This is a genomic window from Candidatus Reidiella endopervernicosa, from assembly GCF_013343005.1.
GTDB lineage: Bacteria > Pseudomonadota > Gammaproteobacteria.
On record NZ_CP054491.1, the window covers coordinates 585,000 to 611,764 of the forward strand.

Consider the following 26,765-nt stretch of genomic DNA (forward strand, 5'->3'; position numbering starts at 1 on the left):
GTTGAAGCATAGAGATGAACAGACCAGACAGAGATTTGGAGAATCGTGCATGGATATAGTCCAGTACCTCAAGTTGATGGTTCAGAAGGGCGCCTCAGACCTCTTTTTCAGCGCCGGTACACCGGTCAATATCAAAATCGAGGGAGTAACGGGACCGATAGGCGATCAATCGATGAGTCCGGAGATGGTGAAAGAGCTCGCCTACAGCATCATGAACGATAGGCAGATAGCGGAGTTTGAGGAGGAGCTGGAGATGAATCTGGCGATGCCGGTGCCTGAGCTGGGGCGCTTCCGCGTCAATATCTTCCGTCAGCGTGGTGCAGTGGCGATGGTGATTCGCTACATAACTGCCAGGATACCGACCATCGAGGCACTAAACCTGCCGAAGATTTTAAAGGATCTGATTATGGCACCCCGTGGCTTGATCCTGGTGGTCGGTTCGACCGGTTCGGGAAAATCGACCACACTGGCCTCGATGATCGACCATCGCAATGAGAACAAGTCGGGTCATATTTTTTCGATTGAGGAGCCAATTGAGTATATCCATGCCCATAAGAAGTCAGTGGTCGACCAGCGTGAGGTGGGACTCGATACCCACAGCTACGACAATGCGTTGAAAAATGCCCTGCGCGAGGCGCCCGATGTGATCATGATTGGTGAGATCCGTGATCGTGAAACGATGCAGCATGCGTTGGCCTACGCTGATACTGGCCACCTCTGTCTCGCCACCCTGCATGCCAATAACGCCAACCAGACCCTCGAGCGTGTAATTAACTTCTTTCCCGAGAATGCACACCATCAGCCGCTGAGCCGCCATGGATGAGCGAAGCGAAGGCGGTTAGTCCCCGATAGTCGACGCCGTCTGCTATTCGTAGTTGGAGCGCGAGCGAACGACGAAGAATGCGCAGCGGCTTTATGTCGGCGTAGAGTCACTGAGGGAGTTGTGTAGAGCCGCGAAGAGGTGATTACGCAACGTACGCAGGACGGTCGGGGCGCCGTAGGCATAAACGGTCGCGTTAAGTATTTGCCGCTTGCTTGGGCTTGATGCCCAAAACATGCTTCCGCAAAATAGCGACTCCCCGATCCTGGAAGATCTCTCCCAACACCTACGGGCGGTGATTTCGCAACGATTGTTGATCGGTGTCGATGGCAAGCGCCTGCCTGCTGTCGAGGTGATGCTCGCCTCTGCCTACGTCAAGGAGCTGATCAAGAAGGGCGATATCGACAATATAAAAGAGGCGATGGAGCAGAGTACCGATCGCGGCATGCAGACCTTCGATCAGGCACTCTTCACCATGTACCGCGCCGGTAAAATCGGGGAGTCGCTATTTTTGCGGAAGCATGTTTTGAGGCATCAAGCCCAAGCAAGCGGCAAATACTTAACACTGCCGTTTATGCCTACGGCGCCCCGACGTCCTGCGTTCGTTGCGTAATCACCTCTTCGCGGCTCTACACAACTCCTCACTGACTCTACGCCGACATAAAGCCGCTGCTGCATCTTCTTCGTCGTTCGCTCGCGCTCTCAACTACGAATAGGCAGACGGCGTCGACTATCGGGACTAACGCCTTCGCTTCGCTATCCATGGCGGTCAGCGTCGGTCTCGAGGAGGCACTTTCCAATGCCGATTCACGCAACAACCTCAGTCTGCGTATCCGCCTTGAGGGGGGTGAGGGACTTCGCGCCTTTGAGGGGAGTCTGGAGTACGCCGAAAGTGAAGAGTTTGATGAGAGCAATTTGGACGGACGCAACTAGCCGTTTTCGGGTAGAATCGCTCCTCTTTCGTTTCAGTCAGCTCTACCCATGAATAGACAACCCAAAGCCGTCGCCCTCATCTCCGGTGGACTCGACTCACTGCTCGCCGCCAAGGTGATGCTTGAGCAGGGGGTCCATGTCGAGGGGATCAACTTCTTCACCGGCTTCTGTGTCGAGGGTCATACCCATGCGATCCGCAAGAAGGATCGCAACAAACCGAAGCGCAACAATGCACTCTGGTCGGCCGAGCAGCTCGGTATCAAACTCCACATTATCGATATCATCGAGCCCTACAAGGATGTGCTTCTCAACCCCAAGCACGGCTATGGCGCCAACATGAATCCCTGTCTCGACTGCAAGATATTCATGGTGCAGAAGGCAAAGGAGTGGGCTGAGGAGAACGGCTTCGATTTCATTATTACCGGCGAGGTGATCGGTCAGCGACCGATGTCTCAGCGCAAGGATACGATGCCGGTGGTGGCGCGCGAGTCGGGTGCCGATGATCGTCTACTACGTCCCCTTTGTGCGAAGAATCTCCCAGCAACCCTGCCAGAGCGTGAGGGGTGGGTTGATCGCGACAAGCTCTACGACTTCTCCGGGCGCAATCGCAAACCACAGATGGCACTGGCCAAGCAGTTCGGTTTTGAGGACTACGCCTCACCTGCTGGCGGCTGCTGTTTCCTCACCGATGAAAACTACTCACGCAAGCTGATCGATTTGTGGGAAGGCCGCGGCAACCGTGAATATGAGATGGATGACATCATGCTGCTCAAGGTGGGTCGTCATATCCGCCCTCGTGCCAACTTCAAGTTGATTGTCGGCCGCGAGGAGGGGGAGAACCGTTTCCTCGAGGGGTATCGCAAGCAGTTTGTTTCGATCCACCCGGTCAGCCATCGCGGTCCGCTGGTTCTGGTTGATGGTGATGTCTCTGATGAAGATCTCGACTATGCGGCCCGCATTGCGGCGCGTTTTAGTCAGGGGCGTGATGCAGATGCCGTGGATGTGGTGATTGTGATGCCTGATGGTACGGAGCGACCGACCAATGTTGCACCACTCCCCAGCGAGGATCTGAAACAGGAGTGGTACGTTTGAGTCATCACCATCTCGATGCACGTCGCCTCTTCTGTCCGATGCCGGTGATTAGAGCGCAGGATGCGATCAAGAATCTCAAACCGGGTGATACGCTGGAGGTGGTCTCGACCGACCACGGTGCGTTGAATGATGTGCCAGCCTGGTGCAGGATCAACGGTCACAGGGTGGTTGAACAGCGCGATGAGGGAGATGAGGTTGTGATTATCATAGAGGTTGGTAGCGAGTAGGGAGATGAGCGGACACCACCACACTGAACCGACGGGCGATACTCATAGCGAACGCTATCTTGAGACGCGCCGTGTCACCTTGATCGGTACAGCGATCGATCTGATTCTCGGTGTCATCAAGATCATCTTCGGCTTTACCGCCAACTCCCAGGCACTGATTGCCGACGGCTTCCACTCACTCTCAGATCTGGTCACCGATTTCATGGTGATCTATGCAGCGAAACACGCCAGTAAGGGTGCCGATGAGGAGCACCCCTACGGCCACGGTCGCATCGAAACACTTGCGACGGTGGCGCTGGGTGGCGCACTGATTCTGGTGGCTATTGGCATCTCATGGGATGCGATTGAACGACTACTTCACCCTGAATCACTAATGGTTCCCGGTATGTTAGCGCTGATTGTTGCCGCCATCTCAGTATTGGCCAAGGAGTGGATCTACCACTACACAATGGCGGTAGCAAAACGGCTACGCTCCAAAATGTTGCAGGCCAACGCCTGGCACAGCCGCTCAGATGCTATCTCTTCGATTGTGGTAGTGATTGGTGTCGGTGGCACCATGGCCGGTTTTACCTATCTTGACGCCGTTGCGGCAGTAATTGTCGGTCTGATGATCGCCAAGATTGGTTGGGACCTCGCCTGGAGCAGCGCCCATGAACTGATCGATACCGGGCTTGATACCGAGCAGGTAGAAGGTATTCGCGAGGCGATCATGAATGTGGATGGTGTCAGCACCCTGCACATGTTGCGGACCCGATTGATGGGAGGAGAGGCGCTGGTCGACGTGCATATTTTGGTCGATCCCTATATCAGCGTTTCTGAAGGTCATCAGATTGGTGAGACGATGCGGCGCATGCTGATTGATGATTTTGAAGAGATCAGCGATGTGATGGTGCATATCGATCCCGAGGATGATGAGGGCGGCGCGCCTTGCCTTGGTCTGCCGCTTCGTGAGAAAGTGCTGCAGCAATTGCGCGATGAGTGGGGTCATATTCCCGCTTCTACTCAGATCGAAGCTGAGGTGCTCCACTATATAGATGGTGCAGTATCGGTTGAGTTGCTGCTTCCCCTCTCGGTGCTTGAGGGTGATGTTGGACACTCTGAACAGCTCGCTGCACAGTTCAGCCTTGTAGCTGAAGGGGTTGAAGGCATTCGGGAGATCAAACTTCGCTTTTGTTAGCACCGTTATGGTGCGTCAACGAATGGCATGCACCATAATCGCGCACCCTGTGACTGTGTGTATTAATAAATAACTGAATTTTCATAAAGTTAACTAAATCGGGGGCGTGGCATACTTTGTGCACTTTCCCGGACAGCGAACCTGACGTGCAGAGCTAACGGCAAGCGGTCAGCGTTTTACTAATTTAATAACGTTTGGAGGAAATAGAGAGATGTCAGCAACCAAAGTCTTGAAGATGATCAAGGATAACGGTGTAAAGTTTGTCGATCTTCGTTTTACCGATACCAAGGGTAAGCAGCAGCATGTCACCATGCCTGTTAGCCAGGTTGATACGAAGATGTTCAAAGAGGGCAAGATGTTTGACGGCTCTTCCATCTCTGGTTGGAAGGGTATCAACGAGTCCGACATGATCCTCATGCCCGATTCAACCACTGCCATCCTCGATCCTTTCATGGACGAGCTGACCATGATCATCACCTGTGACATTCTCGAGCCTGCCACCATGCAGGGTTACGAGCGTGATCCCCGCTCTGTCGCCAAGCGCGCTGAGGCCTACCTGAAGTCTACCGGCATTGCCGATAGCGCTCTGTTCGGTCCTGAGAACGAGTTCTTCATCCTCGATGATGTGCGTTGGGGTTCTGACCTCTCCGGTAGCTTCGTCAAGATCGACTCTGAAGAGGCCTCATGGAACACCGAGAAGGTCTACTCTGACGGCAACATGGGTCACCGTCCTACCGTTAAGGGTGGTTACTTCCCCGTTCCTCCTGTCGACTCCATGCAGGATCTGCGCTCTGCCATGTGTCTGGCTCTTGAAGAAGTGGGTCAGGTTGTTGAGGTTCACCATCACGAGGTTGCAACCGCAGGTCAGAATGAGATTGGCTGTGGTGCCAACACCCTGGTCAACAAGTCTGACGAAGTTCAGATGCTGAAATATGTCATCCAGAACGTGGCGCATGCCTATGGCAAGAGCGCGACCTTCATGCCTAAGCCAATCGTTGGTGACAACGGTAGTGGTATGCACGTTCACATGTCACTGTCGAAGAAGGGTAAGAATCTCTTCAGTGGTAACAAGTACGGCGGTCTCTCAGATATGGCCCTCTACTACATTGGCGGTGTCATTAAGCACGCTAAGGCGCTGAACGCATTCACCAACTCTTCAACCAACTCCTACAAGCGTCTCGTTCCAGGTTTTGAGGCTCCTGTAATGCTGGCCTACTCAGCACGTAACCGTTCTGCTTCAATCCGTATTCCTTACGTGATGAATCCGAAGGGTCGTCGCATTGAAGTACGTTTCCCTGACTCGACTGCTAACCCATACCTCTGCTTCGCAGCACTGATGATGGCGGGCCTCGACGGTATCCAGAACAAGATCCACCCTGGCGATGCTATGGATAAGGACCTCTATGACCTGCCTGCAGAAGAGGCGGCTGAGATCCCAACCGTATGTCACTCACTGGATCAGGCACTTGAGGCACTCGATGATGACCGTGAATTCCTCACCGCCGGTGGTGTATTCACTGACGATATGATCGACGGCTTTATCGGCCTGAAGATGGAAGAGGTTACACGCATGCGTATGACCACCCATCCGGTTGAGTTTGATATGTACTACAGCCTCTAAGCTGCAGCTACATAGTAAGACAGAAACGCCCCCTATTGGGGGCGTTTCTGTTTGCAGAGTAGAGTCTATTCCCCTATGTTCTAGCCATGAACAGAGGATTGTTACTATTTATTTTGGTCGTGGTGGCACCCAGTGGCTCCGCCGAAATCTACAAATATGTCGATGAGCAGGGCAATCTCATCTACAGCGACCGCGCGCCACAGGGAGTCGAGCAACTCGAGCTTCCCGATATCCAGCTCTATAGTCATCCACCCCTACCCGAGGCCTCAAAACAGGCAGATGTTGAGGGTGAATCTGATGGAATAGAGACGAACTACAGTCAGATACGTATCACCTCCCCAGGCAGTGAAGAGACCGTTCGTGACAACAGTGGCAACCTCTCCGTAGCGGTTAGTCTAGAACCGGCACTAAATCTTGAGGCGGGGGATACCCTAACGCTATTAATGGATGGTGCGGTGGTGAGTGAGGGACAGACGAGCAGTAGTATCCAACTTAGTGGTATTGATCGTGGCGCTCATACTCTGACTGCATCAGTCGTTAGTAAAAGTGGTGCTACTCGAATTTCGAGTAGCAGTGTCAGATTTTATCTGATGCGCGCATCGATAAACTTTCGAAAGCCTAAAGCACAACCGTAGCTTTAGATTAATCGTTCAATAAACCATTCACGCAGATCTTCGATCTCTTCGTTGCTGACGCTGTGCCCCATCTCATAACTGTGCCAATCGATGCTGTAGTTGAGTGCCGTGAGCTTCTCGCGTGTCAGTTCTGCGGCAGCATAGGGAATAATGGAGTCCTCTGTACCGTGAGCATAGAAGATAGGTGAATTACGGTTCTCGGAAGCTCGTTCAGAGTCGATCTGTTCACGGAAGGGAAGGTAGGTGGAGAGGGCAATGACACCGCCGAGTCGTTGCTTTGAACGAAGTGATGTATAGAGGGCGATGGCACCACCCTGCGAAAATCCAGCGAGATAGATATGCTCGCACGGTATACCTTTGGCAATCTCTGTTTCGATCAAGCTATTGAGATAACGCTGTGATTCTTCGACATGTTCCAGTGACTGAACGACCTTAGGCTCTTTACTGATGACATCGAACCATGCACGCATCTCATATCCACCGTTCATGGTAACGGCGCGATAGGGCGCATCAGGAAACAGGGTGCGTATCGCGTATCGATCCGAGAGTTCTAGCGCATCAGCAAGTAGCACCATATCGCTGTGGTTTGCACCCAGTCCGTGTAGCCAGATGATGGTGTATTCGGCGGACTGTTGAGGCTCTCTGATGGTGGGAATTTGAAAGGTCATCGTCTTAAAACAGAACGGCCGACACTAAGGTCGGCCGTTCATCTTCATAACAGATGTGGCTACTTGATAGCCGTCTCGACAGAGTCGGAACCGCCCTTGTTGTCGACCCAGCTGATGGTCAGCTTGTCACCCTTAGCTGCGCCCTTGAACTTGAACGACAGGTAGGGGTTCTTAGAGACCGCCGGTCCCCACAGTGCAGTCAGTACGGTATTACCGCCGTGGCTGCAGGTGACTTCCTGAATAAAGTGAGCAGGAATTACCTTGCCGGTCTTTTTGTCTTTACGCAGACCGGTCTCCATGATGTGGGTAAAGAGCGCCTTTACGGTGGTGGTCTCGCCGCTGAGCTTAGCGCGTGCCTTGATTGTCTTAGCCATTGTCTATGTCCTCAAAGAATTCGTTGAATGATCAGCCGCCACAACCGCCGATGGTGACCTTGACGTTCTTGCTGCTCTTAAAGAGCTTGCCACCGGATTTAACGACGGCGACAACATCAGAGGTCTTACCCATCTTGATACGGGTGGAGACAAAACCCTCGGCACTGGCTGACAGGTTGAAACTGGCAGAGAGCGGAGTGTTGTTGTTGGCTGAAAGGATGGTGATCGATTCAACGTTGGGGAGAGAGGTGGAGACGGTGATCGGAACCACAGCGCCATTCTCAGCGATGTCAGGTGCCTTGATCTTCACATCACCGCTATCGGCGGCGTCAGATGAACCGGCGACGCCAGAGATGGCCGCACCGAAATCGTTGGCTTCAAAAGCGGCCTTGGGCCATGCAGCCATGACGGCACGGGGGGCGAGCAGGCCAGCGCCTACAGCGACACCCACGGTGCCGGCGGCCAGACTGCCCTTGAGAAATGTTCTACGCTGATTATTCATCGTGCTTCTCTCTCCAAAAAGTAAGATATGCGTTGGTGGACCGATAATACTTATATCGCTCTATTTTACTAGCCGGTAACAGCCAGTTGGGTATTGATCAAAGCTGCGATTATACTGCGCACTCCCCATCGAAGTGTTGATTCAGGACAGATGAAAGTGCAAAAACAATCAATATTCAAACGTCTGTGGCCACTCCTCGGCCTGATTATCATTCTGGCCAGCTGTGGTCAGAAGGGTGATCTCTACCTGCCTGATACGACCACCACCCCCAGCAAAGGTTCACATTAGTTCAGGAGCAGCATGGATCATTTCAACTACGTTAGCGGCCGGCTCCAGTGCGAAGCGGTCGATCTTGCAGCTGTGGCAGCCGACTACGGCACCCCCTGTTATGTCTATTCGCGTGCCACCATTGAGCGCCACTACCGCGCCTTCGATAGTGCACTGGGTGATCATGATCACCTGATCTGCTACGCAGTGAAGGCCAACTCTAACCTGGCGGTGTTAAATCTAATGGCTCGCCTCGGTGCCGGTTTCGATATTGTCTCGGTGGGTGAGCTGGAGCGGGTGGTTGCTGCAGGCGGTGATCCGGGTAAGGTGCTCTTCTCCGGGGTTGGCAAGCGGACGGATGAGATGCAGCGCGCGCTGGAGCTCGGTATTCGCTGTTTTAATGTCGAATCAGAGGCGGAGTTGGAGCGACTCAATCGCGTTGCGGCTTCGATGGACAAAATCGCCCCGATCTCTCTGCGGGTCAATCCCGATGTCGACTCCGGTACCCATCCCTATATCTCCACCGGCCTGAAGGAGAACAAGTTCGGTGTCGATATCGAGCGGGCGATGGAGGTCTACCAGCGTGCCGCCGAGATGGCGCATATCGAGGTAACGGGTGTCGATTGTCATATCGGTTCACAGATCACCGAGATAGCCCCCTTCATCGATGCGCTCGACCGTGTATTGGCGCTGGTCGATCGTCTTGCTGAGCTGGGAATCGAGCTACACCATATTGATATCGGCGGTGGACTCGGTATCCGCTACCGTGATGAAGAGCCACCATTGCCCGAGGCCTACGCGGCACCGCTCAAGGCACGCATGGCCGGTCGTCCGCAGTCGTTGATGCTGGAGCCGGGGCGAGCGATTGTTGGTAATGCCGGTGTGCTGCTGACAAGAGTCGAGTATCTGAAGCATAGCGAACATAAGGACTTCACCATCGTTGATGCGGCGATGAACGACATGATGCGCCCAACACTCTACGGTGCCTGGCAGGCGATTGAACCGGTGGTGCCACGAGAGGGTGAGCCACGCAGCTACGATATCGTCGGTCCGATCTGCGAGACCGGTGATTTTCTCGGTAAGGATCGTGCGTTGCTGATTGAAGAGGGTGACCTGTTGGCGGTACGTTCCGCCGGGGCCTACGGATTCACCATGAGCTCCAACTACAATTCTCGACCACGTGCCGCTGAGGTGATGGTCGATGGTGATGAGTATCATCTGATTCGCCGGCGTGAAGAGATGGCGATCCTCTATGCCGGTGAACAGGTATTGCCAAACGATGGTTGATTTTATTAATCCTGAGATGACGGAGATCGCTGCACTGCTGAAACAGGTGAAGCGTATTGCGGTGGTAGGACTCTCGCCGAAGGCAAAGCGCCCCAGCCACCAGGTGGCGGTCTCGCTGCAGCAGTTTGGTTATCAGGTGGTGCCGGTTCGTCCTGCCGTTGACGAGGTGTTGGGTGAGACCGCCTACCCATCGCTCGATGAGGTGCCGGGAGCGATCGATCTGGTCGATGTGTTTCGCGCCCCCGAACATGTAATGCCGATTGTCGAAAAGTGTATTGAGCTCAAGGTCCCCGCTATCTGGCTTCAGGATGGGGTGGTCAATCAGGAGGCGGCACAGCGAGCTGTGGAGGCCGGTATTACGGTGGTGATGGATCGCTGTATCTACCGTGACTATCTGACGCTCTTCCCTGACGAATAACCCGTTCAATTCGTGGCATTCGCCCCGATTTCATCTGTAATGTAATAAATCTCCACCCAGGATGGTCTTGTTATGTATGGGAAGCGCACAGATGCAATTTGATGCCGTGGTCGAAGCACATTCGGCCGACATCTACCGATACGCCTACTGGCTCTGCTGGGACGCTGCGGTAGCCGAGGACCTTGTACAGGAGACCTTCCTGCGCGCCTGGAAGTCGCTGCACAAACTAAAGGATGTGAAAGCGGTCAAGGCGTGGCTGATTACGATCCTGCGACGCGAGTTCCTAAGGGCCAAGGAGAAGTACCGGCTGGAGCTGACAGGTGATTTTGATCTGGCCGAGATGGCGCATGATCGTGGTGAGTACGACACCAGTACCGAGGCGTTTGTACTGCGACGCGCACTGACTGAGTTGGATGAGGCGTATCGAGAGCCGCTGATGCTTCAGGTGTTGATGGGTCACTCCACCAAGGAGATTGCAGAGATTCTAGATCTGACCCAGGCAACCGTATTGACCCGCCTGTTCAGGGCGCGCAAGCAGATGAGAGCACTGCTCGAGGGTGAAGAGAGCAGACCGCTAGAGGAGGTAAAGTGATGAACTGCCTGGATTTTCGTAGAGAGTGCCTGATCGATCCGAACAGTCGCGATACGCAATTTCTGCAGCATCGCGATGCGTGTCCCGCCTGTGCCGCCTACCTTGAACGAGGTGAAGTGGCCGAGGCATCCATGCGTGAAGCCTTTGAGGTGAAGGTTCCTGATGGATTGGCTTCAAGAATTAAGCTGGGGCAGGTGACTAAGGTGCGTCAACGCCAGAGTCAGCAGCGCTGGTATGCAGTGGCCGCAAGTGTGCTGCTGCTGGTCGGTGGGCTGCAGTTTGCCTGGTTCACTCACCAGTTCGACAGCTTTGAACAGTCGGTGCTGGTGGAACTCAACTCCCACTCCGATCTACTGACTCGACAGGTAGCGATGCGTTCCGATGAGATGGCTGGGGAGTTCCGCAAGGCGGGACTGACACTCGAGCAACAGCCCGCCAATCTGCTCGGTGTGCACTACTGCTGGGTGCATGGCGTCTCTGGTCTGCATATGGTCTTCCAGGGCGAACAGGGCCCGGTACGTGTTTTGATCCTTCCCGATCGGCAGCTGGCCGAGCGTAGCGATATCAATGATGGTGAGCAGCGCGGTTATATCTCGCCGGTAGAGCGCGGTGCACTGGTCTTTATGGGGGAGCCGGGTGAATCTCTGCAACTCATTGAGGAGCAGGTGGGGCGTTCGGTTAACTGGTTGTAGTCGCGAGAGGTTTGTTAAGCGGCTGCCTGCCCGCTGCATGAAAGAGCTCTTTCTTAAAGAGAGTGGTTTGCTGTTCTCTACAATCTCTCAAGAGAGGGTGAGCTGCCTCGATACAGTAGTAACCTGTTATGCAGCTTTGGCACAAAATCGCTGATCTTTAGGCTTTTCTTCATAGCCATCGCTCGGTAATCTTGCTGCATGAATCTTAACTTCACCAAAATGCACGGTATCGGCAACGACTTCATCGTCTTTGACGCGATCAACCAGCAGGTCGAACTGACCACCGATCAGGTACGGCTGCTCGCCGACCGTCGTTTTGGTATCGGTTGTGACCAGTTGCTGCTGGTCGAGGCAACCGATAGCCCCAATGTCGATTTCCGCTATCGCATCTACAATGCCGACGGTTCCGAGGTGGAGCAGTGTGGCAACGGTGCGCGCTGCTTTGCTCGCTTTGTCCGCGATAAGGGGCTGACCGATAAAGAGACCATCACCGTTGAAACCGCCTCAGGCACTATTCACCTCACTGTGGATGAGAGCGGCCTGGTGTCGGTCGACATGGGAGTGCCTCATCTAGAACCCGCTGAGATCCCGTTTGAGGCCGAAGCGCAGGCAGTGAGCTATGCGATTGAGGTCGATGAGATGGTGATGGAGTTTGGTGTCGTATCAATGGGTAACCCGCACGCCGTTCTGCGTGTGAGTGAAATCGACCAGGCACCCGTTGAAGAGCTGGGTCCGTTGATCGAATCACATCCGCGTTTTCCGCAGCGTGTGAATGTCGGTTTTATGCAGGTGGTCGCACGAGATCATATCCAGCTAAGGGTCTTTGAGCGTGGTGCTGGTGAGACACTTGCCTGTGGTACCGGTGCCTGTGCGGCAGTAGTGGTCGGGATTCTGCAGGGAGAGCTTGATTCGATGGTGCGCGTCACACTTCCGGGTGGTGAACTTATGATAAGCTGGCCGCAAATGGGAGCGCCGGTAGTGATGATCGGCCCCGCCACCAGGGTGTTCGAGGGTAGCATCGATCTATGAGCATGCAGCAAAACAGTAGCCAGCCACTGGCTGATGTCGAACTGACCGAAGATGAGGTCGTCGACTTTCTCAGTAACAACCCAGAGTTTTTCGAGCAGCATCTGTCGCTGCTTGAGCAGCTTACGATTCCCCATCCCTGTGGCGACGCGGTATCGCTGATTGAGCGCCAGCTCTCGATGTTCCGCGAGCAGAATGGCCAGCTACGCAGCAAGATGATGGATCTAGTGCGGGTGGCACGTGATAACAGCAGTACCCACGAACGTGTACATCGCCTCACCCTGGCACTGCTCGAGGCGACCACTATCGACGAGGTGTTGAACTGCGTACAGGTAAAGTTGCGTGATGAGTTCGCTGCCGATCTAGTCCGTTTCCACCTCTTCATGGAACCGAACGAAAACAGCAGTGATCTGGGTGTTCGTTATATCTCACGTGATGATCAGGAGATGTCGCTGTTTAGTGAGTTCTTCGCCATGCACCGTCCACTCTGTGGTCGCCTGCGCCCCGATCAGGTGCGTTACCTGTTTGGTGACTCGGCCGAGCAGGTCGGCTCGGCGGTGCTGATCCCGCTCAGTGGCGGTGATCGCCTCGGTATGCTCGCCATCGGTAGCTACAGTGAGGAGCGCTTCCACCCCGGTATGGGCACCCTGGTGCTGGGTCAGCTGGGTGAACTGATCAGCTGCGCGATTCTTCGCCATAGTTAATGGTCATGCAGGCGGCTGAAGCAGAGTGGCTTGAGCGCTTTCTCGAACACCTGCAGAGTGAGCGTCGCCTCTCTGCACACACCTCCAACAACTATCAACGCGATCTGCAGAACTTTCTGAACTTCTGCAATGAACGCGAGTTTGAGCAGTGGTCATCACTGCTTGAAGCCGATATCCGTAACTACATTGCCAGTCGTCATCGCAAGGGATTGGCAGGCAGTAGCCTCTCGCGTGAACTCTCCGCACTGAGGTCATTTTATAACTACCTGTTGCGCGAAGAGGTCGTCACGCTCAACCCAGCTCAGGGTGTGCGTGCACCGAAGACACCGCGTAAGCTGCCCAAGACACTCGATGTCGACCAGACTGCGCGACTGCTGCAGATCGATGATGATGATCCACTCGCAGTTCGCGATGCAGCGCTGATGGAGCTGATCTACTCCTCTGGCCTGCGTCTGGCTGAGGTGGTAGGGCTAGATCTGGGCTCTCTTGATCTGCGCGACGCAACAGTAAAGGTAGTCGGTAAGGGCTCCAAGGAGCGCATGGTACCGGTCGGTCGACTGGCACTGCAGGCGGTAGAGAAGTGGCTCAAGGTGCGGGGCAGTCTGGCCAAGGTGGAGGAGACCGCACTGTTTGTCTCCAAACGCGGCAGTAGGATCAGCGACCGTTCGGTGCAGAAGCGACTCAAGGAGTGGGCGGTGAAGCAGGGACTCGACAGTTCACTGCATCCCCACATGTTGCGCCACTCGTTTGCTAGCCACATGCTCGAGTCGAGCAGCGACCTGCGCGCGGTGCAGGAGCTACTTGGCCACGCCGATATCAGTACCACACAGATCTACACCCATCTCGACTTCCAGCACCTCGCCAAGGTCTACGACAAGGCACACCCACGTGCGCGCAAGCGCCGTTAGGCGCTTACTACCTGATATCGCAAGGGTTGTATCCCGCGCATTTGCCCATATCGTGTACAATTACCCGCCCTATTCAGGAGCAGCTCTGTGGAACAGTTTCGCGGTACAACAATCCTCTCGGTAAGACGTGGCGACAAGGTCGTGATCGGCGGTGATGGTCAGGTCTCGCTCGGCAACACGGTGATGAAGGGCAATGCGCGTAAGGTGCGTCGCCTCTTCCACGGTAAGGTGATTGCCGGATTCGCCGGGGGTACCGCCGATGCCTTCACCCTGTTCGAGCGCTTCGAGGGGAAGCTGGAGAAACACCGCGGCAACCTCACCCGCGCCGCCGTAGAGCTGGCCAAGGATTGGCGTACCGATCGTATGTTGCGCCGCCTCGAAGCGATGCTCGCGGTCGCCGATGAGAGCGCCTCACTGATCATCTCCGGTAATGGCGATGTGGTGGAGCCTGAGCACGGCCTGATCGCGATCGGCTCCGGTGGCCCCTTCGCACAGTCGGCCGCACGCGCACTGCTTGAGAGTACCGAACTCGATGCCCGAACCATCGTTGAACGTTCGCTCGGTATTGCCGCCGATATCTGTATCTACACCAACAACAATCTCACCGTCGAAGAGATTGAGCTGAGCTGAGCGGAGAGGAGGAGTAGCTCGTTCTGCACAGCTGTGCTGACGGTTACCTACTGCCCCAATTGCACCCGCACTCCAGATTGAAATAAAGGTTCACGAAATGTCCGAAATGACCCCCCGCGAAATTGTCCAGGAGCTGGATAAACATATCATCGGTCAGGCCGATGCCAAGCGCGCCGTGGCGATTGCGCTGCGCAACCGCTGGCGCCGCAGCCAGCTGCCCGAGGCGCTGCGCGTTGAGATTACACCGAAAAATATTCTCATGATCGGTCCAACCGGTGTCGGTAAGACCGAGATCGCTCGACGTCTGGCACGGCTCGCTAACGCACCGTTTCTCAAGATCGAGGCGACCAAGTTCACCGAGGTGGGTTATGTCGGTCGCGATGTGGAGTCGATCATCCGTGACCTGATGGATATCTCGGTGAAGATGAACCGTGAGCGTGAGATGCAGAAGGTGCGTCATCGTGCTGAAGATGCCGCCGAGGAGCGGGTGCTTGACGTACTGCTGCCGATGCCAAAGACGAGTGGCTTTGATGCTGAGCCTGAATCGACGACAGGTGCCGAGACACGGCAGAAGTTTCGCAAGAAGCTTCGCGAAGGTGAACTCGATGAGCGTGAGATCGAGATCGAGGTGAGCGCACCGGCGGTGGGTGTGGAGATCATGGCCCCTCCCGGTATGGAGGAGATGACCAACCAGCTGCAGGGCATGTTCCAGAACATGGCGGGCAACCAGAAGACCAACCGTCGCAAGCTACGCGTTAAAGATGCGCTGAAGCAGTTGACCGAAGAGGAGGCGGGCAAGCTGGTCAACGAGGAGGAGATCAAACTGCACGCACTGCAGAGTGTCGAGCAGAACGGTATCGTTTTCATCGATGAGATCGACAAGGTGGCCAAGCGTGGCGAGAGCAGCGGTACCGATGTCTCGCGTGAAGGTGTGCAGCGCGATCTACTGCCACTGGTCGAGGGCTCGACCGTCTCCACCAAGTACGGCATGGTGAAAACCGATCATATCCTTTTCATCGCCTCCGGTGCCTTCCACCTCGCCAAACCCTCCGATCTGATTCCAGAGCTGCAGGGGCGTCTGCCGATTCGTGTCGAGCTCGATGCACTGGTCGCTGAAGATTTTGTCCGCATCCTCACCGAACCCGACGCCTCACTGACCGAGCAGTACACGGCATTGATGGGGACCGAGGGGGTTGAACTAGGCTTTACCGAGGATGGTGTGGCCCGTCTCGCTGAGGTGGCGTGGCAGGTGAACGAGAAGACCGAGAATATCGGCGCGCGTCGCCTGCATACCGTGATGGAGCGTCTTACTGAGACGATCTCCTTCGAGGCACCCGATCGCTCCGGCGATAGTTTTACTGTTGATGCTGACTACGTTAATGAGCATCTCTCTGAGCTGGCAGAAGACGAAGATCTGAGCCGCTATATTCTGTAAAGCATTTTCACGTTGTCGGCCACAAAGTCGATGGCGTCGTTAAACCACGAGGTAACTACAATGTCAGATTCACCCAAACCGACCGAGATCAAGCTGCACAAAAAGTCAGCCACACTGGAGATCGGCTTCGATACCGGCGAGAGCTTCACCTATAGCGCCGAGTACCTGCGCACCCACTCACCCTCTGCGGAGGTGCAGGGTCACGGACCGGGCGAAGAGGTGCTGCAGCTGGGCAAGGAGGATGTCACCATCGAGAAGATCGAGATGGTCGGCAACTACGCGCTCTGCCCAACCTTTGATGATAATCATGACTCTGGCCTCTTCGCCTGGGATACACTCTACGATCTCGGCAAGAACTATGAGAGCAACTGGAAGCGCTATCTGGCACGCCTCGAAGAGGCGGGTTACCAGCGCAAAGATCTCAGCAAATAAAGTATTCAGCGTTAACTGGAGTAGGGCATGGCGGATCAAGGCGAGCAGTCGGATACAACGCACTTCGGCTACAAGCAGGTGCCGACTGATGAGAAGGCGAGCCATGTACGCGAGGTCTTCACCTCGGTGGCCGATAAATACGATGTGATGAACGACTTGATGTCGCTCGGCATCCATCGTATCTGGAAGCGCTACACCATCGAACTCAGTGGCGTGAAGCGCGGCCAACGGGTACTCGATCTGGCGGGTGGTACCGGAGATCTCGCCTCCCGTTTCGCCCGCATGGTCGGTCCCGAGGGTGAGGTGGTGCTGGCCGATATCAACGCCGCGATGCTGCGCAATGGTCGCGAGCGGATGATCGATAAGGGCATCGTCGGCAACATTGATTACGCACAGGTCAATGCCGAGTGCCTCCCCTTCCCCGATAACTACTTCGACTGCATCACCATCGCTTTCGGCCTGCGTAACGTCACCGACAAACAGAAGGCACTTGGCTCGATGCAGCGGGTACTCAAGCCGGGCGGCCGACTGCTGGTGCTGGAGTTCTCCAAACCGGTCACACCTGGATTGAAACCGATCTACGATCTCTACTCCTTCAGCCTGCTGCCGCTCATGGGCAAGATCATTGCCAACGACTCGGAGAGCTATCGCTATCTGGCAGAGTCGATCCGCATGCACCCCGACCAGCAGACCCTGCAGGGGATGATGGAGGAGGCGGGTCTGGAACGCTGCGACTACCACAACCTCAGTGGCGGCATCGTTGCGCTGCATCGCGGATTCAAGCTGTGACAGAAACGGGGTCGGTGATCTATGCCGGCTTCCTGCGACGCACCCTGGCGACGCTGATTGACCTCATCCTGCTCGCCCTGTTGGGCAGCCTCCTTCTCTACCTGCTTGATTTGGCAGAGCTACATGCCGTCTCACCGCCGTTCGAACGTGAGTTGATGGAGCTGACGATTAATAGCGTGCTACCGCTGATGTTGTTGACCGGCTTCTGGATGCTACTTCGTGCAACACCCGGCAAGCTGCTCTGTGACTGTCAGGTGGTCAGTGCCAGCACGGGAGAGGGGATCAACGGCAGTCAGACACTGCTGCGTCTGTTCGGCTATCTGCTCAATATTGCCACCCTTGGGCTCGGCTTCCTCTGGTTGCTTTTCGACCGACGAGCGCAGGGGCTGCACGATAAGCTTGCCGGTAGTGTGGTTGTGGTGGAAGATGACGCGCTGATTACGATAGAACAATGGCTGGAGTCATACCGTTGAAGAGTCCCCTAATGCTGCTCTCTACAATTGAGAGCGCTATCAATAACTACATTGCGCTCGATCCGCAGGCTGCAGAGCGCTTTATCGCCCTGGAGGGGCGGGTCGTCGGCATTGAGCTACGAGGACTCGATCTGAAGTTCTACCTGTTGCCAGGTCGCACCTTTCAGGTCGTCGGTGACTATGCGGGCGAGCCCGATGTCTGGATCGTCGGCGCACCGCTGGCGCTGATGCGCCTCACCCTCAGCGACACCAAAGACGGGCTGTTTGGGGGTGATGTAGAGATTAGTGGCGATAGCGACCTGGGTCACCGTTTTCAGCAACTGCTCGAGCGTATCGAGGTCGACTGGGAGGAGCACCTCTCGCATCTTACGGGTGATGTGATCGCCCACCAGCTTGGCAACCTGTTTCGTGGAGCTCTCAAATGGGGTGAGCAGTCGAGCGAGAGTCTGCGTCAGGATCTATCGGAATATCTGCGTGAGGAGCAGCAACTGCTGCCCAATCGTGATGAGGTTGAAGCGTTTATGCAGGGTGTCGATGAGACGCGTATGGCCGTTGAGCGGTTTGAGATGAGATTCAAACGCTTGCGCGAGAGGGTGTCACAGTGATTCGTCCCGCCCAGATCATCCACCTGATGCGTATCAACCGGGTGCTGCTGCGCCACGGCCTCGATGAGATCATTCTCGCCACCCATCTGTTCCGCCCACTGCGCTTTATGCGTCTGGTTTCACCCGGCTACTGGCTGCGCGGTCGCCTCGGTGACAGGGGTGAGCGAATCCGTGAAGCACTCGAGGAGCTGGGGCCGATCTTCGTCAAGTTCGGCCAAATCCTCTCCACTCGCCGCGATCTGCTGCCAGACGATATCGCCGACGAGCTGGCCAAGCTGCAGGATCGTGTACCCCCCTTCCACGGTGGTGATGCGCGCCGCATCGTCGAGAAGGCCTACGGCAAGCCAGTTGAGCAGATCTTCAAACAGTTCTCCGAGGAGCCGCTCGCCTCGGCATCGATCGCACAGGTCCATGCCGCGCAACTCTTCGATGGTAGTGATGTGGTGGTCAAGGTACTGCGCCCCGATATCGAGAAGACCATTCGCTGCGATGTTGCACTGCTCTATACCATCGCCAGGCTGGCGCAACGCTACTGGAGCGATGGCCGGCGACTGCGCCCGGTTGAGGTGATCGAGGAGTTCGAGAAGACCATCCATGATGAGCTCGACCTGGTACGTGAGGCGGGCAACGCCTCGCAACTGCGTCGTAACTTCACTGACATCCCCGATCTCTATATTCCCGAGGTGCACTGGCCGCTTTGTAAGCGCAATGTGATGGTGATGGAGCGTGTCTATGGCACGCCTATTGGTGATATGGCGGCGCTGCGTGCCCAGGGCGTTGATATGAAGCGGCTTGGTGAACTGGGGGTCGAGGTCTTCTTTACCCAGGTCTTCCGCCACAACTTCTTCCACGCTGATATGCACCCCGGCAATATCTTTATCTCCGACGAGGGCAACTACATTGCAGTCGATTTTGGCATTGTCGGTGTACTGAGCGATGTCGATCAACGTTATCTGGCAGAAAACTTTCTCGCCTTCTTCCATCGTGACTACCGCCGCGTTGCAGAGCTGCACGTCGAATCCTCCTGGGTGCCGGAGGGCACGCGGGTCGAGGAGTTTGAGTCGGCGATTCGTAGCGTCTGCGAACCGATCTTTGAGCGCCCGATAAAAGAGATCTCATTTGGCCATCTACTGCTGCGCCTGTTCCAGACAGCACGTCGCTTCGACATGGAGATCCAGCCGCAGCTGGTTCTGTTGCAGAAGACGCTGCTCAATATCGAAGGGTTGGGTCGCTATCTCTACCCCGATCTCGATCTGTGGCAGACCGCCAAGCCATTCCTGGAGCGCTGGATGAGTGAGCAGGTAGGCGCTCGCGCCATGTTCCGCCACGCCAAGGAGAAGGTGCCGGAGTGGACCGAGAAGCTGCCGGAGCTACCGGGACTGATGCACGATGTGCTCGATAAGGCGGCCAGTGGGCGTCTACAGGTAGAGTGGAATAGTAGCGAGCTGAGTCAGCTGCGTCGCGATCTGAAGGTGGCAAACAGACGTACGGTAATGACCCTTATTGGTTCAGCTGCGGTGATCAGTGCCGCAGTGCTGCTAGGCCTTGATGGTTACTCACCGCGCATGGTCTACGATGCGCCACTGCTCAGCTGGGTGCTAGGTGTTGCAGGTATCGCACTCTGGATCTTTGCCTGGCCTGATGATGAGACGTAGTTCCGAATCATGGCTGTTCTTCTGCCACTAATTCACCACTCGATAGCATCTTTACGTTCCCTTAAAGCAGAGAGAATGCTCTGCACTGAAATCATCTACACGCTATTTCCCAGTGAGTCATTCAGGTATGCCGTACCTGCGCTTATTGGTGGTGGAACAGAGTGCCGATGAGGACTAGGATAGGGACATAACAAAAGACAAAACTAGATAAAAACGAAGGGGGGAGCATGGAGTTTCAACTAGAAAAACTGACTAAGCAGAACCGAGAAATCGAAGAGCTCTGTAAGGTACTACTGGTCGTGGTAGAGAGTGAGGCGGCAACCTGTACACAGGTCTCGCGTGAGCTGTTTGAGCGTTTTAGTGACAAGGTAATTGCCCATCTCACACTCGAGGATGCGGCGCTCTACTCCAATCTGCTCGATCATGATGATAAGGGTGTCAACGAGATGGCGACGCGTTACCTAAACGGTGCCAGAGAGTTGAAACGTCTCTTTACCAGCTATGAGCGGACCTGGTGCAAACCAGCAGAGAAGAAGAATCGTGACCACGGCAAGTTTGCTGAAGAGACCCGTGAGATCTTCCGTCTGGTGATGGAACGCATCAGCAAAGAGGATCATGAGTTCTTCTCAGCTGTAGCAGCCATTCAAGGTTAACCTGCCTAACTGTTCAATATAGGTTGGTCATAGATAAAAGCCGTGAGCCTCTACCGAGGCCACGGCTTTTTTATGGCCGAACCAAGCTCGCCTCAACCTGATCGCGAGTGGTTTTGTCGCAAAGCTGCTCAATCAGATGCAGAGCGAAATCGAGCGCGGTACCGGGGCCGCGGGAGGTGATGATCTTGCCGTCCTGCACCACCGCGGCGTTACGGTAGTTCATGCCGCTAATCTCCATCTTATCGAGTACACCGGGGTAACTGGTGGCACTGCGACCATCAAGCAGACCGATGTTGGCGAGTACCTTGGGTGCGGCGCAGATGGCGGCGGTGAATTTTCCGCTGTCGGCCATTTTCTTCAGTAGGTCTGCAATGCGTGGGTCGTTGTCGAGGTGGTCGGCACCGGGCAGGCCACCAGGGAGCACCACCATGTCGTAGTCATGCTGAAGGGCCTCATCGAGCGTGGTGTCGGCGATCAGCACCACTCCGCGTGAGGCGGTTATTGGGCCCGCATCAAGACTGGCGGTAGTGACTTCTATTTCGGCACGACGGAGCAGGTCGATCAGGGTGACTGCTTCAAGCTCTTCACAGCCCTGGGCTAGTGGGATAAGGATGCTTGCCATGTGGTTTCTCCTTCGCTTCTCTTTTGCAGTAGCGAGGAGACGGGAACCAGTTCAACACCCAGCTCCGCGAGCTGCGGTAGCATCTCCTCGAGTACGCTAAGTGTAGACCCGTATGGGTGGCCGATGCCGATGGCGCTGCCGTCTCGGTGGGCGCTGCGAATCAGCCGCTTGAACTGGTAGCGAATTTGCTCGGGATCGATATCGTGGTCGAGAAAGACCTTGCGTTCAGCGGTGACGATGCCGTTCTCGCGTGCGATCTGTGGTGCGACGCTTTGGGTGGTGGTGCGGCTGTCGATAAAGAAGAGGTTACCGCTCGTCTTTAGCTCCTCCATCAGCCACTGCATGTGGCCGGGGTGGCGAGTCAGCAGGCTGCCCATGTGGTTATTGACTCCGCTGGCGTGGGGAATCGATTTAAGGCTCTCGCGAATGCTCTGGCGGAAATCGTTCTCGCTCATGTGCAGGGTGAGGGCGCCGGGACCGAGTGGTGCGGGCTGCTCGGACTCCATCGGCAGGTGCAGCATCACCTCTTTACCCATGCAGTTGGCAAACTCTGCCAGACGGCGACTGTAGGGGGTGTGGGGGAGGATGGCGTAGCTGAGCGCGCCGGGCAGCTCAATGGCGCGATTACCGGCCTGTAGCCGATCTCCCATATCATCGATGATGATACTGATACGCGGCCTTTCGGCCGCACTAACCTGTGTCGAGATAAGCAGTAGAGCCGCCAGCAGTAGGCGGGAGAAACCGAGCACGTCTACATTCCGTGAGCGCGCTGGATGGCCATTCCCTTAAGCAGGTTTAGAGCCTCGTAGAGTGGATAGTCCTTGCTGGCAAGGGAGACCTTCTCCTCTTTCTTGTCACTCTCACCGCTCTTCTCGGACTTGTTGCCATTGCCGTTCTGCAGATGACCTGTCAGGTCTGCCTCTTTTACTGAGGTGACGACGGGGCTTTGCGCGGCCTCGACCTTGAGGCGGTCGAGAATGATATCTGGCTCAATGCCCTCGGCCTGAATTGAGCGGCCTGAAGGTGTGAAGTAACGGGCAGTGGTGAGCTTGATGCCAGTCTTGCTGTTCATCGGCAGAATGGTCTGCACAGAGCCCTTTCCGAAGCTCTTGGTACCGACGATCAGGCCACGCTTGTGATCCTGCAGGGCGCCGGCAACGATTTCGGAGGCCGATGCCGATCCACCATTGATCAGTACGACTAAGGGTGCGCCGTCTATCTGGTCACCCGGCTTGGCATTGAAGCGCATCTGTGAGTCATCAATACGCCCCTCGGTGTAGACCACCAGGCCCTTCTCGAGGAAGACATCGGAGACGCCCACGGCGGCATTAAGCACACCACCAGGATTGTTACGCAGATCGAGCACCAGGCCCTTCAGTGGACCATCGTTCTCCTTCTTCAGATCGGAGATCGCCTGCTTCAGGTTGGGGCCGGTCTTGGAGCGGAACTGGGAGACACGTACATAGCCGAAGCCATCCTCAAGCATCCGTTTTTTCACACTCTTCACTTTGATCACGGCGCGCTCAATGGTGATCTTGAGTGGTTTGTCGAGACCGTTGCGGACGATGGTCAGCTCGATGTCGGTCCCTGGCTTGCCGCGCATGACCTTGACCGCGTCGTTGAGGGTCATTCCCTTAACGGGTGCGTCGTCGAGTCGTATCACCAGGTCACCTGCCTGTACGCCGGCGCGTTGTGCCGGGGTGTCGTCGATCGGGGCGACCACCTTAACAAAACCATCCTCCATGGTGACCTCGATACCGAGACCGCCAAACTGGCCGCTGGTGCCGACCTGTAGTTCGGTGAACTCATCCTCGTTGAGGTAGGCAGAGTGGGGATCGAGACCAGAGAGCATGCCGCGAATGGCGTTCTCCAGCAGGGTCTTGTCATCAACCTCTTCAACATAGTCGCTTTTAATCCGGGCGAAGACCTCGGTGAAGGTGCGCAGCTCATCAATCGGCACGGCGGTGCTGGTCGCTTCTCGCTGGGCGAGGACACCGTGGCCAAGGGAGAGGCCGATGCCTACTACGACACCGCTGATGAGGGCAGGAATGTATCTATTCATTATCTGGTCGACTCCAGTGGGTGGGCGTACAGCGTTGGTCCCAGTCCCGAGTTATGGGTATTGGACAGTATAGAGCTGGCGATGTTCTATAACTGACCGATATGCGGCGACATTAGCACAGTTCGACGCCTGTTCGTAACGCTTTGGCTGCCGATTAGCCGGTACGGTTATTACGTACCCGGCGGCACCAGCGAACCGGATTGATCGGTTTGCCCTTGTGACGAATTTCAAAGTAGAGACCGGGCCGGTCCTGACCACCGCTATCACCAACACTGGCGATCGAATCGCCGGTCTCAACCCAGTCGCCGGCCTCTTTAAACAGGCTGCGATTGTGACCGTAGAGTGACATATAACCGCCACCGTGATCGATGATGATTAGCAGACCAAAACCGCGTAACCAGTCGGCATAGGCAACACGCCCCTGTGAGATTGAGTTGACCGTGCTTCCCTCCTTGCTGTCGATCAGTACACCCCGCCAGGTCAGGTTACCAACCGGACGCTGGGTGCCGAAGCGTGCTGCCAAGCGGCCCTTGGTGGGCCAGCTGAGCTTGCCTTTGCGTTTGTTGAAGGGGCGGGTGTCGCGCTCGGGGATGTCGGCCAACGCTTGATCGAGTGCCTTGAGCAGTAGCTCCAGCTGCTTCTCGTTCTTTTTGTAACTGACAAGCTGACGATCGCTACTGGTGATCTCCGCCTTGAGTCGTTTGAGGGTCTCTTTGCGCTCCGCACGCTCAGATTGAAGTGCCAGCTGCTTGCGGTCGGCCTCCTGTTTGAGGCGATCGATCTCAGCCAGGCGTTGAGTAATCTGCTGTTCGACCTGTTGCAGCGCTGTAAGGCTCTCGCGCATGTTCTCAATCTCGCGACTGCGGGCGCGACTGATGTAGTCGTAGTAGACCATCATGCGACCGACGGTGGCAGGCTCCTGCTGGTTGAGCAGCAGTTTGATCTGTCCCTGCTGCCCCATTACATAGGCGGAACGCAGCTGGTGGCGTAGGCGCGTCTGTTGCTGTTGCAGCTGTTGTTGATGGCCGCTGAGCTCCTGTTTGAGCCGTGAGAGTGTTTTCGATTCTCGCTGCTGGCGCCCCTCAATCAGGCGCATGTCACGGGAGATCTGGTCGATAGCGCGTTCGGTCTTGCGCAGTGAGCGAGCCAGTTGGCTCTCCTCACCACGGGCCTTCTGCAGATCTCGGGTGAGGGTGGTGATCTGGCTGCGTAGCTGTTTGAGCGTGTCGGCTTTCTGCTGGCGCTCCTTGGCGCTCTGCGCCATCACAAGGGTGGGCAGCAGCAGGAGGGCCAACAGGGGTAGCCACCGGAGTTGGGTGGCAGGGCGGGTGGTGCGCGGTTTAGGACTCGTCGGTTTCAAAATCGACCAACGGGTGTCCATTCATCTCCATCGGGATCTCGAGATCCATCAGGCGCAGCATGGTGGGGGCGATATCGGAGAGGGCACCGTTGTCGAGCATTCTGGCCTCGCGTCCAACGTAGATCAGCGGCACCAGATTGCTGGTGTGGGCGGTATGGGCCTGCCCGGTATCGAGACCACGCATCTGCTCGGCGTTGCCGTGGTCGGCGGTAATCAACATCTCACCGCCACTCTTCTCGATTGCCATGTAGACGCGGCCCAGACAGGTATCGAGGGCCTCAATCGCCTCAACGGCGGCATCGAAGTTGCCGGTATGGCCGACCATGTCGGGATTGGCGAAGTTGCAGATCAACACGTCGTACTGGCCACCCTCAATCGCCTCGACCAGCTTGTCGGTGAGCTCGTTGGCATTCATCTCCGGCTGCAGATCGTAGGTGGCGACGTTGGGTGAGGGGATCAGGATGCGGTCCTCGCCCTCGAACGGTTGCTCCTCGCCACCGTTGAAGAAGAAGGTGACGTGGGCGTATTTCTCGGTCTCAGCGATACGCAGCTGGCGCATGCCGAGGCTGGAGAGGTGTTTTCCCAGTACATTATTGAGTCGCTCGGCCGGGAAGGCGACCGGAATATCGAACTCTTTATTGTATTCAGTAAGACTGACAAAGGCACCGAGCTTAGGTGTGACGGCGCGTTCAAAGCCATCAAAGTCGTCCTCAATGAAGGGTCGCGTGATCTGACGAGCGCGATCGGAGCGATAGTTCATGAAGATCAGTGTGTCGCCATCCTGCAGGCACGCCTTCTCATCACCCTCCTGGGCAATGTAGGTTGGCTTAACAAACTCATCGGTCTCACCGCGCGCGTAGGCCATCTCAAGGGCACGGATCGCATCAGGCGCCTCATACTCCGATTTGCAGCCAGTGATCAGGTCGTAGGCGGCCTGAATACGTGGCCAGCGATGGTCGCGATCCATGGCGTAGAAGCGACCAACGATAGAGGCGATACGACCGCTGCCAAGTTTGTTGAACTCATCCTGCATCGAGCGCAGTGAGACCGCAGCGCTCTTTGGAGGGGTGTCACGGCCATCGAGAAAGGCGTGCAGGAAGACATGTTTGGCACCGCGCTCTACTGCCAATTTGGCCATCGCGTGGATATGCTCTTCATGGCTATGTACGCCACCGGGTGAGAGCAGACCGAGGATATGGATCGCCTTATCGCTCTCGATGGCTTGATCGACCGCATCGGTGAGCGTTTTGTTGTTATAGAAAGAGCCGGTCTTGATCGAACGGCTGACGCGGGTGAACTCCTGGTAGACCACGCGACCGGCACCAAGATTGAGGTGTCCAACCTCGGAGTTGCCCATCTGGTCGGCCGGCAGGCCCACCTCCGCACCGGATGTGTGGATCAGGGTGTGGGGATAGCGCTCCCACAACCCATCCCAAACAGGGGTGCTCGCATCATTGATGGCGTTGTAGGAGGTGTTTTCGCTGTAACCCCAACCATCAAGGATGGTGAGTAGCAGTGGCCTGGCATTTGTTGGCATCGATCTGGCTTAACAGTAGGTTGGTTGTGACGATAAATTGGGGTAAGTCTAGCTTCTGTTCCGAACGCTTGCTACGCCCGCTTGCCGACCTGTCGAAGGCTGTCGAGCGGTGAATTGTACACGAGAAGTTGGGAAACCAATGCTATTACAGTATATTATTGTATAGCGTTTCTTTGATTGTCGCCATTTCAGAACAGAAACTAGGTGCTATGGAATTGGAAATTATGACCGAATATGAAAGCCTGATCACTCAGGATGAGGATATTGACCGTGCATCGCGCTCGCTCAAGGCGATGTCTCATCCGCTGCGTTTGAAGATACTCTGCACACTGGGAGACCGTGAGGTTAGTGTGCAGGATATCGTCGAGCGTGTTGGTACTTCACAAAGCAATATCTCGCAACACCTGGCCATTCTTCGCGATAAGGGCATTCTTGCCTCTCGTAAGGATGCCAACCGAGTCTTCTACCGCGTTGGCGATAGTCGCACTCTGCAGCTGATTGGCATGATGCGCGATGTCTTCTGTACTCGTGCCTAAAGCAATTACCACTCGATAAACCACATCATCATA

The 26,765-nt window shown here is 55.8% G+C and carries 32 protein-coding genes and 2 pseudogenes; 25 read left to right on the forward strand and 9 right to left on the reverse strand.

Translation table 11 applies throughout. The features are described from left to right. Nucleotides 1-49 precede the first annotated feature (49 nt). Nucleotides 50-808: pseudogene (locus tag HUE57_RS03220) on the forward strand (PilT/PilU family type 4a pilus ATPase); the annotation flags it as partial. Here the strand turns inward: HUE57_RS03220 and HUE57_RS03225 are convergent. Beyond that, nucleotides 799-1,005 carry a hypothetical protein gene (locus HUE57_RS03225; protein ID WP_174672706.1) on the reverse strand — a complete coding sequence of 69 codons (207 nt, stop codon included), beginning with the start codon at nt 1,003-1,005 and terminating at the stop codon, nt 799-801. The pseudogene HUE57_RS03220 and the gene HUE57_RS03225 sit on opposite strands and share 10 nt — an antisense overlap. A gap of 50 nt (nt 1,006-1,055) precedes the next feature. Here HUE57_RS03225 and HUE57_RS03230 point away from each other — a divergent pair, with 50 nt between their 5' ends. From HUE57_RS03230 to HUE57_RS03260, 7 genes are all read left to right on the forward strand, one after another. Then, the gene (locus HUE57_RS03230; RefSeq protein WP_174672707.1) at nt 1,056-1,433 is read left to right on the forward strand and encodes a hypothetical protein; all 378 of its coding nucleotides are present in this window, start codon (nt 1,056-1,058) and stop codon (nt 1,431-1,433) included. 149 nt (nt 1,434-1,582) lie between these two features. Then, nucleotides 1,583-1,753: a hypothetical protein gene (locus HUE57_RS03235; protein WP_174672708.1), complete on the forward strand. Its 171-nt coding sequence runs from the start codon at nt 1,583-1,585 to the stop codon at nt 1,751-1,753. Nucleotides 1,754-1,801: 48 nt separating this feature from the next. Next, complete coding sequence (locus HUE57_RS03240) at nt 1,802-2,845, forward strand: tRNA (5-methylaminomethyl-2-thiouridylate)-methyltransferase (protein ID WP_078483766.1); 1,044 nt, start codon at nt 1,802-1,804, stop codon at nt 2,843-2,845. Next, a complete protein-coding gene (locus tag HUE57_RS03245) occupies nt 2,842-3,072 on the forward strand; it encodes a sulfurtransferase TusA family protein (RefSeq protein WP_078483767.1) in 231 nt (76 codons plus the stop codon). Before HUE57_RS03240 ends, HUE57_RS03245 begins: the two co-directional genes overlap by 4 nt. A gap of 4 nt (nt 3,073-3,076) precedes the next feature. After that, entirely contained in the window at nt 3,077-4,249 is a 1,173-nt protein-coding gene (locus HUE57_RS03250; RefSeq protein ID WP_078483768.1) for a cation diffusion facilitator family transporter, read from the forward strand. Nucleotides 4,250-4,460: 211 nt separating this feature from the next. Next, nucleotides 4,461-5,870, forward strand: coding sequence for a glutamate--ammonia ligase (glnA, locus tag HUE57_RS03255; RefSeq protein ID WP_078483769.1), 1,410 nt, complete (start codon nt 4,461-4,463; stop codon nt 5,868-5,870). A 98-nt stretch (nt 5,871-5,968) separates the two neighbouring features. Then, nucleotides 5,969-6,505, forward strand: coding sequence for a DUF4124 domain-containing protein (locus tag HUE57_RS03260; protein ID WP_172840275.1), 537 nt, complete (start codon nt 5,969-5,971; stop codon nt 6,503-6,505). A gap of 2 nt (nt 6,506-6,507) precedes the next feature. Here HUE57_RS03260 and HUE57_RS03265 read toward each other — a convergent pair whose 3' ends face one another. The 3 genes from HUE57_RS03265 to soxY are packed head-to-tail and all read right to left on the reverse strand — an operon-like array spanning nt 6,508 to nt 8,049. Then, complete coding sequence (locus HUE57_RS03265; protein ID WP_078483771.1) at nt 6,508-7,173, reverse strand: alpha/beta hydrolase; 666 nt, start codon at nt 7,171-7,173, stop codon at nt 6,508-6,510. 59 nt (nt 7,174-7,232) lie between these two features. Then, nucleotides 7,233-7,547 (reverse strand): thiosulfate oxidation carrier complex protein SoxZ, encoded by a 315-nt coding sequence (soxZ, locus tag HUE57_RS03270; RefSeq protein WP_174672709.1) that lies wholly within the window; start codon nt 7,545-7,547, stop codon nt 7,233-7,235. Between the two features lie 31 nt (nt 7,548-7,578). After that, nucleotides 7,579-8,049 carry a thiosulfate oxidation carrier protein SoxY gene (gene soxY, locus HUE57_RS03275; protein WP_174672710.1) on the reverse strand — a complete coding sequence of 157 codons (471 nt, stop codon included), beginning with the start codon at nt 8,047-8,049 and terminating at the stop codon, nt 7,579-7,581. Nucleotides 8,050-8,205: 156 nt separating this feature from the next. On the opposite strand from soxY, the gene lptM reads away from it, so the two are divergent. The 16 genes and pseudogenes from lptM to HUE57_RS03355 all read left to right on the forward strand — a co-directional run bounded on the left by lptM (nt 8,206) and on the right by HUE57_RS03355 (nt 20,615). Next, the gene (gene lptM, locus HUE57_RS03280) at nt 8,206-8,337 is read left to right on the forward strand and encodes an LPS translocon maturation chaperone LptM (RefSeq protein WP_236725714.1); all 132 of its coding nucleotides are present in this window, start codon (nt 8,206-8,208) and stop codon (nt 8,335-8,337) included. A 12-nt stretch (nt 8,338-8,349) separates the two neighbouring features. Beyond that, nucleotides 8,350-9,603, forward strand: a complete 1,254-nt coding sequence (lysA, locus tag HUE57_RS03285; RefSeq protein ID WP_078484115.1) for a diaminopimelate decarboxylase — start codon at nt 8,350-8,352, stop codon at nt 9,601-9,603. Continuing rightward, nucleotides 9,596-10,021, forward strand: a complete 426-nt coding sequence (locus HUE57_RS03290; RefSeq protein WP_078484114.1) for a CoA-binding protein — start codon at nt 9,596-9,598, stop codon at nt 10,019-10,021. Before lysA ends, HUE57_RS03290 begins: the two co-directional genes overlap by 8 nt. Before the next feature lie 43 nt (nt 10,022-10,064). Continuing rightward, nucleotides 10,065-10,613, forward strand: a pseudogene (locus HUE57_RS03295) (sigma-70 family RNA polymerase sigma factor); the annotation flags it as partial. After that, nucleotides 10,613-11,305: a DUF3379 family protein gene (locus HUE57_RS03300; protein WP_078484112.1), complete on the forward strand. Its 693-nt coding sequence runs from the start codon at nt 10,613-10,615 to the stop codon at nt 11,303-11,305. The pseudogene HUE57_RS03295 and the gene HUE57_RS03300, both read left to right, overlap by 1 nt. A 198-nt stretch (nt 11,306-11,503) precedes the next feature. After that, nucleotides 11,504-12,334, forward strand: coding sequence for a diaminopimelate epimerase (dapF, locus tag HUE57_RS03305; protein ID WP_078484111.1), 831 nt, complete (start codon nt 11,504-11,506; stop codon nt 12,332-12,334). Nucleotides 12,335-12,336: 2 nt separating this feature from the next. Continuing rightward, nucleotides 12,337-13,035, forward strand: coding sequence for a DUF484 family protein (locus HUE57_RS03310; RefSeq protein ID WP_174672711.1), 699 nt, complete (start codon nt 12,337-12,339; stop codon nt 13,033-13,035). Between the two features lie 5 nt (nt 13,036-13,040). Further along, nucleotides 13,041-13,943, forward strand: a complete 903-nt coding sequence (gene xerC / locus HUE57_RS03315; RefSeq protein WP_320416271.1) for a tyrosine recombinase XerC — start codon at nt 13,041-13,043, stop codon at nt 13,941-13,943. 87 nt (nt 13,944-14,030) lie between these two features. After that, nucleotides 14,031-14,573, forward strand: a complete 543-nt coding sequence (hslV, locus tag HUE57_RS03320; protein ID WP_078484108.1) for an ATP-dependent protease subunit HslV — start codon at nt 14,031-14,033, stop codon at nt 14,571-14,573. A gap of 97 nt (nt 14,574-14,670) precedes the next feature. After that, a complete protein-coding gene (gene hslU, locus HUE57_RS03325) occupies nt 14,671-16,008 on the forward strand; it encodes an ATP-dependent protease ATPase subunit HslU (RefSeq protein WP_078484107.1) in 1,338 nt (445 codons plus the stop codon). 60 nt (nt 16,009-16,068) lie between these two features. Next, nucleotides 16,069-16,440 (forward strand): gamma-butyrobetaine hydroxylase family protein, encoded by a 372-nt coding sequence (locus HUE57_RS03330; protein ID WP_078484106.1) that lies wholly within the window; start codon nt 16,069-16,071, stop codon nt 16,438-16,440. A gap of 27 nt (nt 16,441-16,467) precedes the next feature. Next, a complete protein-coding gene (gene ubiE / locus HUE57_RS03335) occupies nt 16,468-17,229 on the forward strand; it encodes a bifunctional demethylmenaquinone methyltransferase/2-methoxy-6-polyprenyl-1,4-benzoquinol methylase UbiE (RefSeq protein WP_078484105.1) in 762 nt (253 codons plus the stop codon). Next, on the forward strand, nt 17,226-17,702 hold the full coding sequence (locus tag HUE57_RS03340) for an RDD family protein (protein WP_172840309.1): 477 nt from the start codon (nt 17,226-17,228) through the stop codon (nt 17,700-17,702). The genes ubiE and HUE57_RS03340 overlap by 4 nt, the downstream gene beginning before the upstream one ends. Beyond that, on the forward strand, nt 17,699-18,307 hold the full coding sequence (locus tag HUE57_RS03345; protein ID WP_172840308.1) for a ubiquinone biosynthesis accessory factor UbiJ: 609 nt from the start codon (nt 17,699-17,701) through the stop codon (nt 18,305-18,307). Before HUE57_RS03340 ends, HUE57_RS03345 begins: the two co-directional genes overlap by 4 nt. Further along, complete coding sequence (gene ubiB, locus HUE57_RS03350) at nt 18,304-19,962, forward strand: ubiquinone biosynthesis regulatory protein kinase UbiB (RefSeq protein WP_078484102.1); 1,659 nt, start codon at nt 18,304-18,306, stop codon at nt 19,960-19,962. The genes HUE57_RS03345 and ubiB overlap by 4 nt, the downstream gene beginning before the upstream one ends. Nucleotides 19,963-20,189: 227 nt before the next feature. Next, nucleotides 20,190-20,615, forward strand: coding sequence for a hemerythrin domain-containing protein (locus tag HUE57_RS03355; protein ID WP_174672712.1), 426 nt, complete (start codon nt 20,190-20,192; stop codon nt 20,613-20,615). Nucleotides 20,616-20,685: 70 nt separating this feature from the next. On the opposite strand, the gene HUE57_RS03360 is transcribed toward HUE57_RS03355, so the two are convergent. From HUE57_RS03360 to gpmI, 5 genes are all read right to left on the reverse strand, one after another. Beyond that, nucleotides 20,686-21,237, reverse strand: a complete 552-nt coding sequence (locus HUE57_RS03360; RefSeq protein ID WP_078484100.1) for a DJ-1 family glyoxalase III — start codon at nt 21,235-21,237, stop codon at nt 20,686-20,688. Next, nucleotides 21,213-21,986 (reverse strand): divergent polysaccharide deacetylase family protein, encoded by a 774-nt coding sequence (locus HUE57_RS03365; protein WP_078484099.1) that lies wholly within the window; start codon nt 21,984-21,986, stop codon nt 21,213-21,215. The genes HUE57_RS03360 and HUE57_RS03365 overlap by 25 nt, the downstream gene beginning before the upstream one ends. Before the next feature lie 2 nt (nt 21,987-21,988). Then, nucleotides 21,989-23,299 (reverse strand): S41 family peptidase, encoded by a 1,311-nt coding sequence (locus tag HUE57_RS03370; RefSeq protein WP_078484098.1) that lies wholly within the window; start codon nt 23,297-23,299, stop codon nt 21,989-21,991. 154 nt (nt 23,300-23,453) lie between these two features. Continuing rightward, on the reverse strand, nt 23,454-24,593 hold the full coding sequence (locus HUE57_RS03375; protein ID WP_174672713.1) for a murein hydrolase activator EnvC family protein: 1,140 nt from the start codon (nt 24,591-24,593) through the stop codon (nt 23,454-23,456). Nucleotides 24,594-24,639: 46 nt separating this feature from the next. Beyond that, a complete protein-coding gene (gpmI, locus tag HUE57_RS03380; RefSeq protein ID WP_078484096.1) occupies nt 24,640-26,196 on the reverse strand; it encodes a 2,3-bisphosphoglycerate-independent phosphoglycerate mutase in 1,557 nt (518 codons plus the stop codon). A 224-nt stretch (nt 26,197-26,420) separates the two neighbouring features. Here gpmI and HUE57_RS03385 point away from each other — a divergent pair, with 224 nt between their 5' ends. Beyond that, nucleotides 26,421-26,732, forward strand: coding sequence for an ArsR/SmtB family transcription factor (locus HUE57_RS03385; protein ID WP_236725712.1), 312 nt, complete (start codon nt 26,421-26,423; stop codon nt 26,730-26,732). The last annotated feature ends 33 nt before the right edge of the window (nt 26,733-26,765 follow it).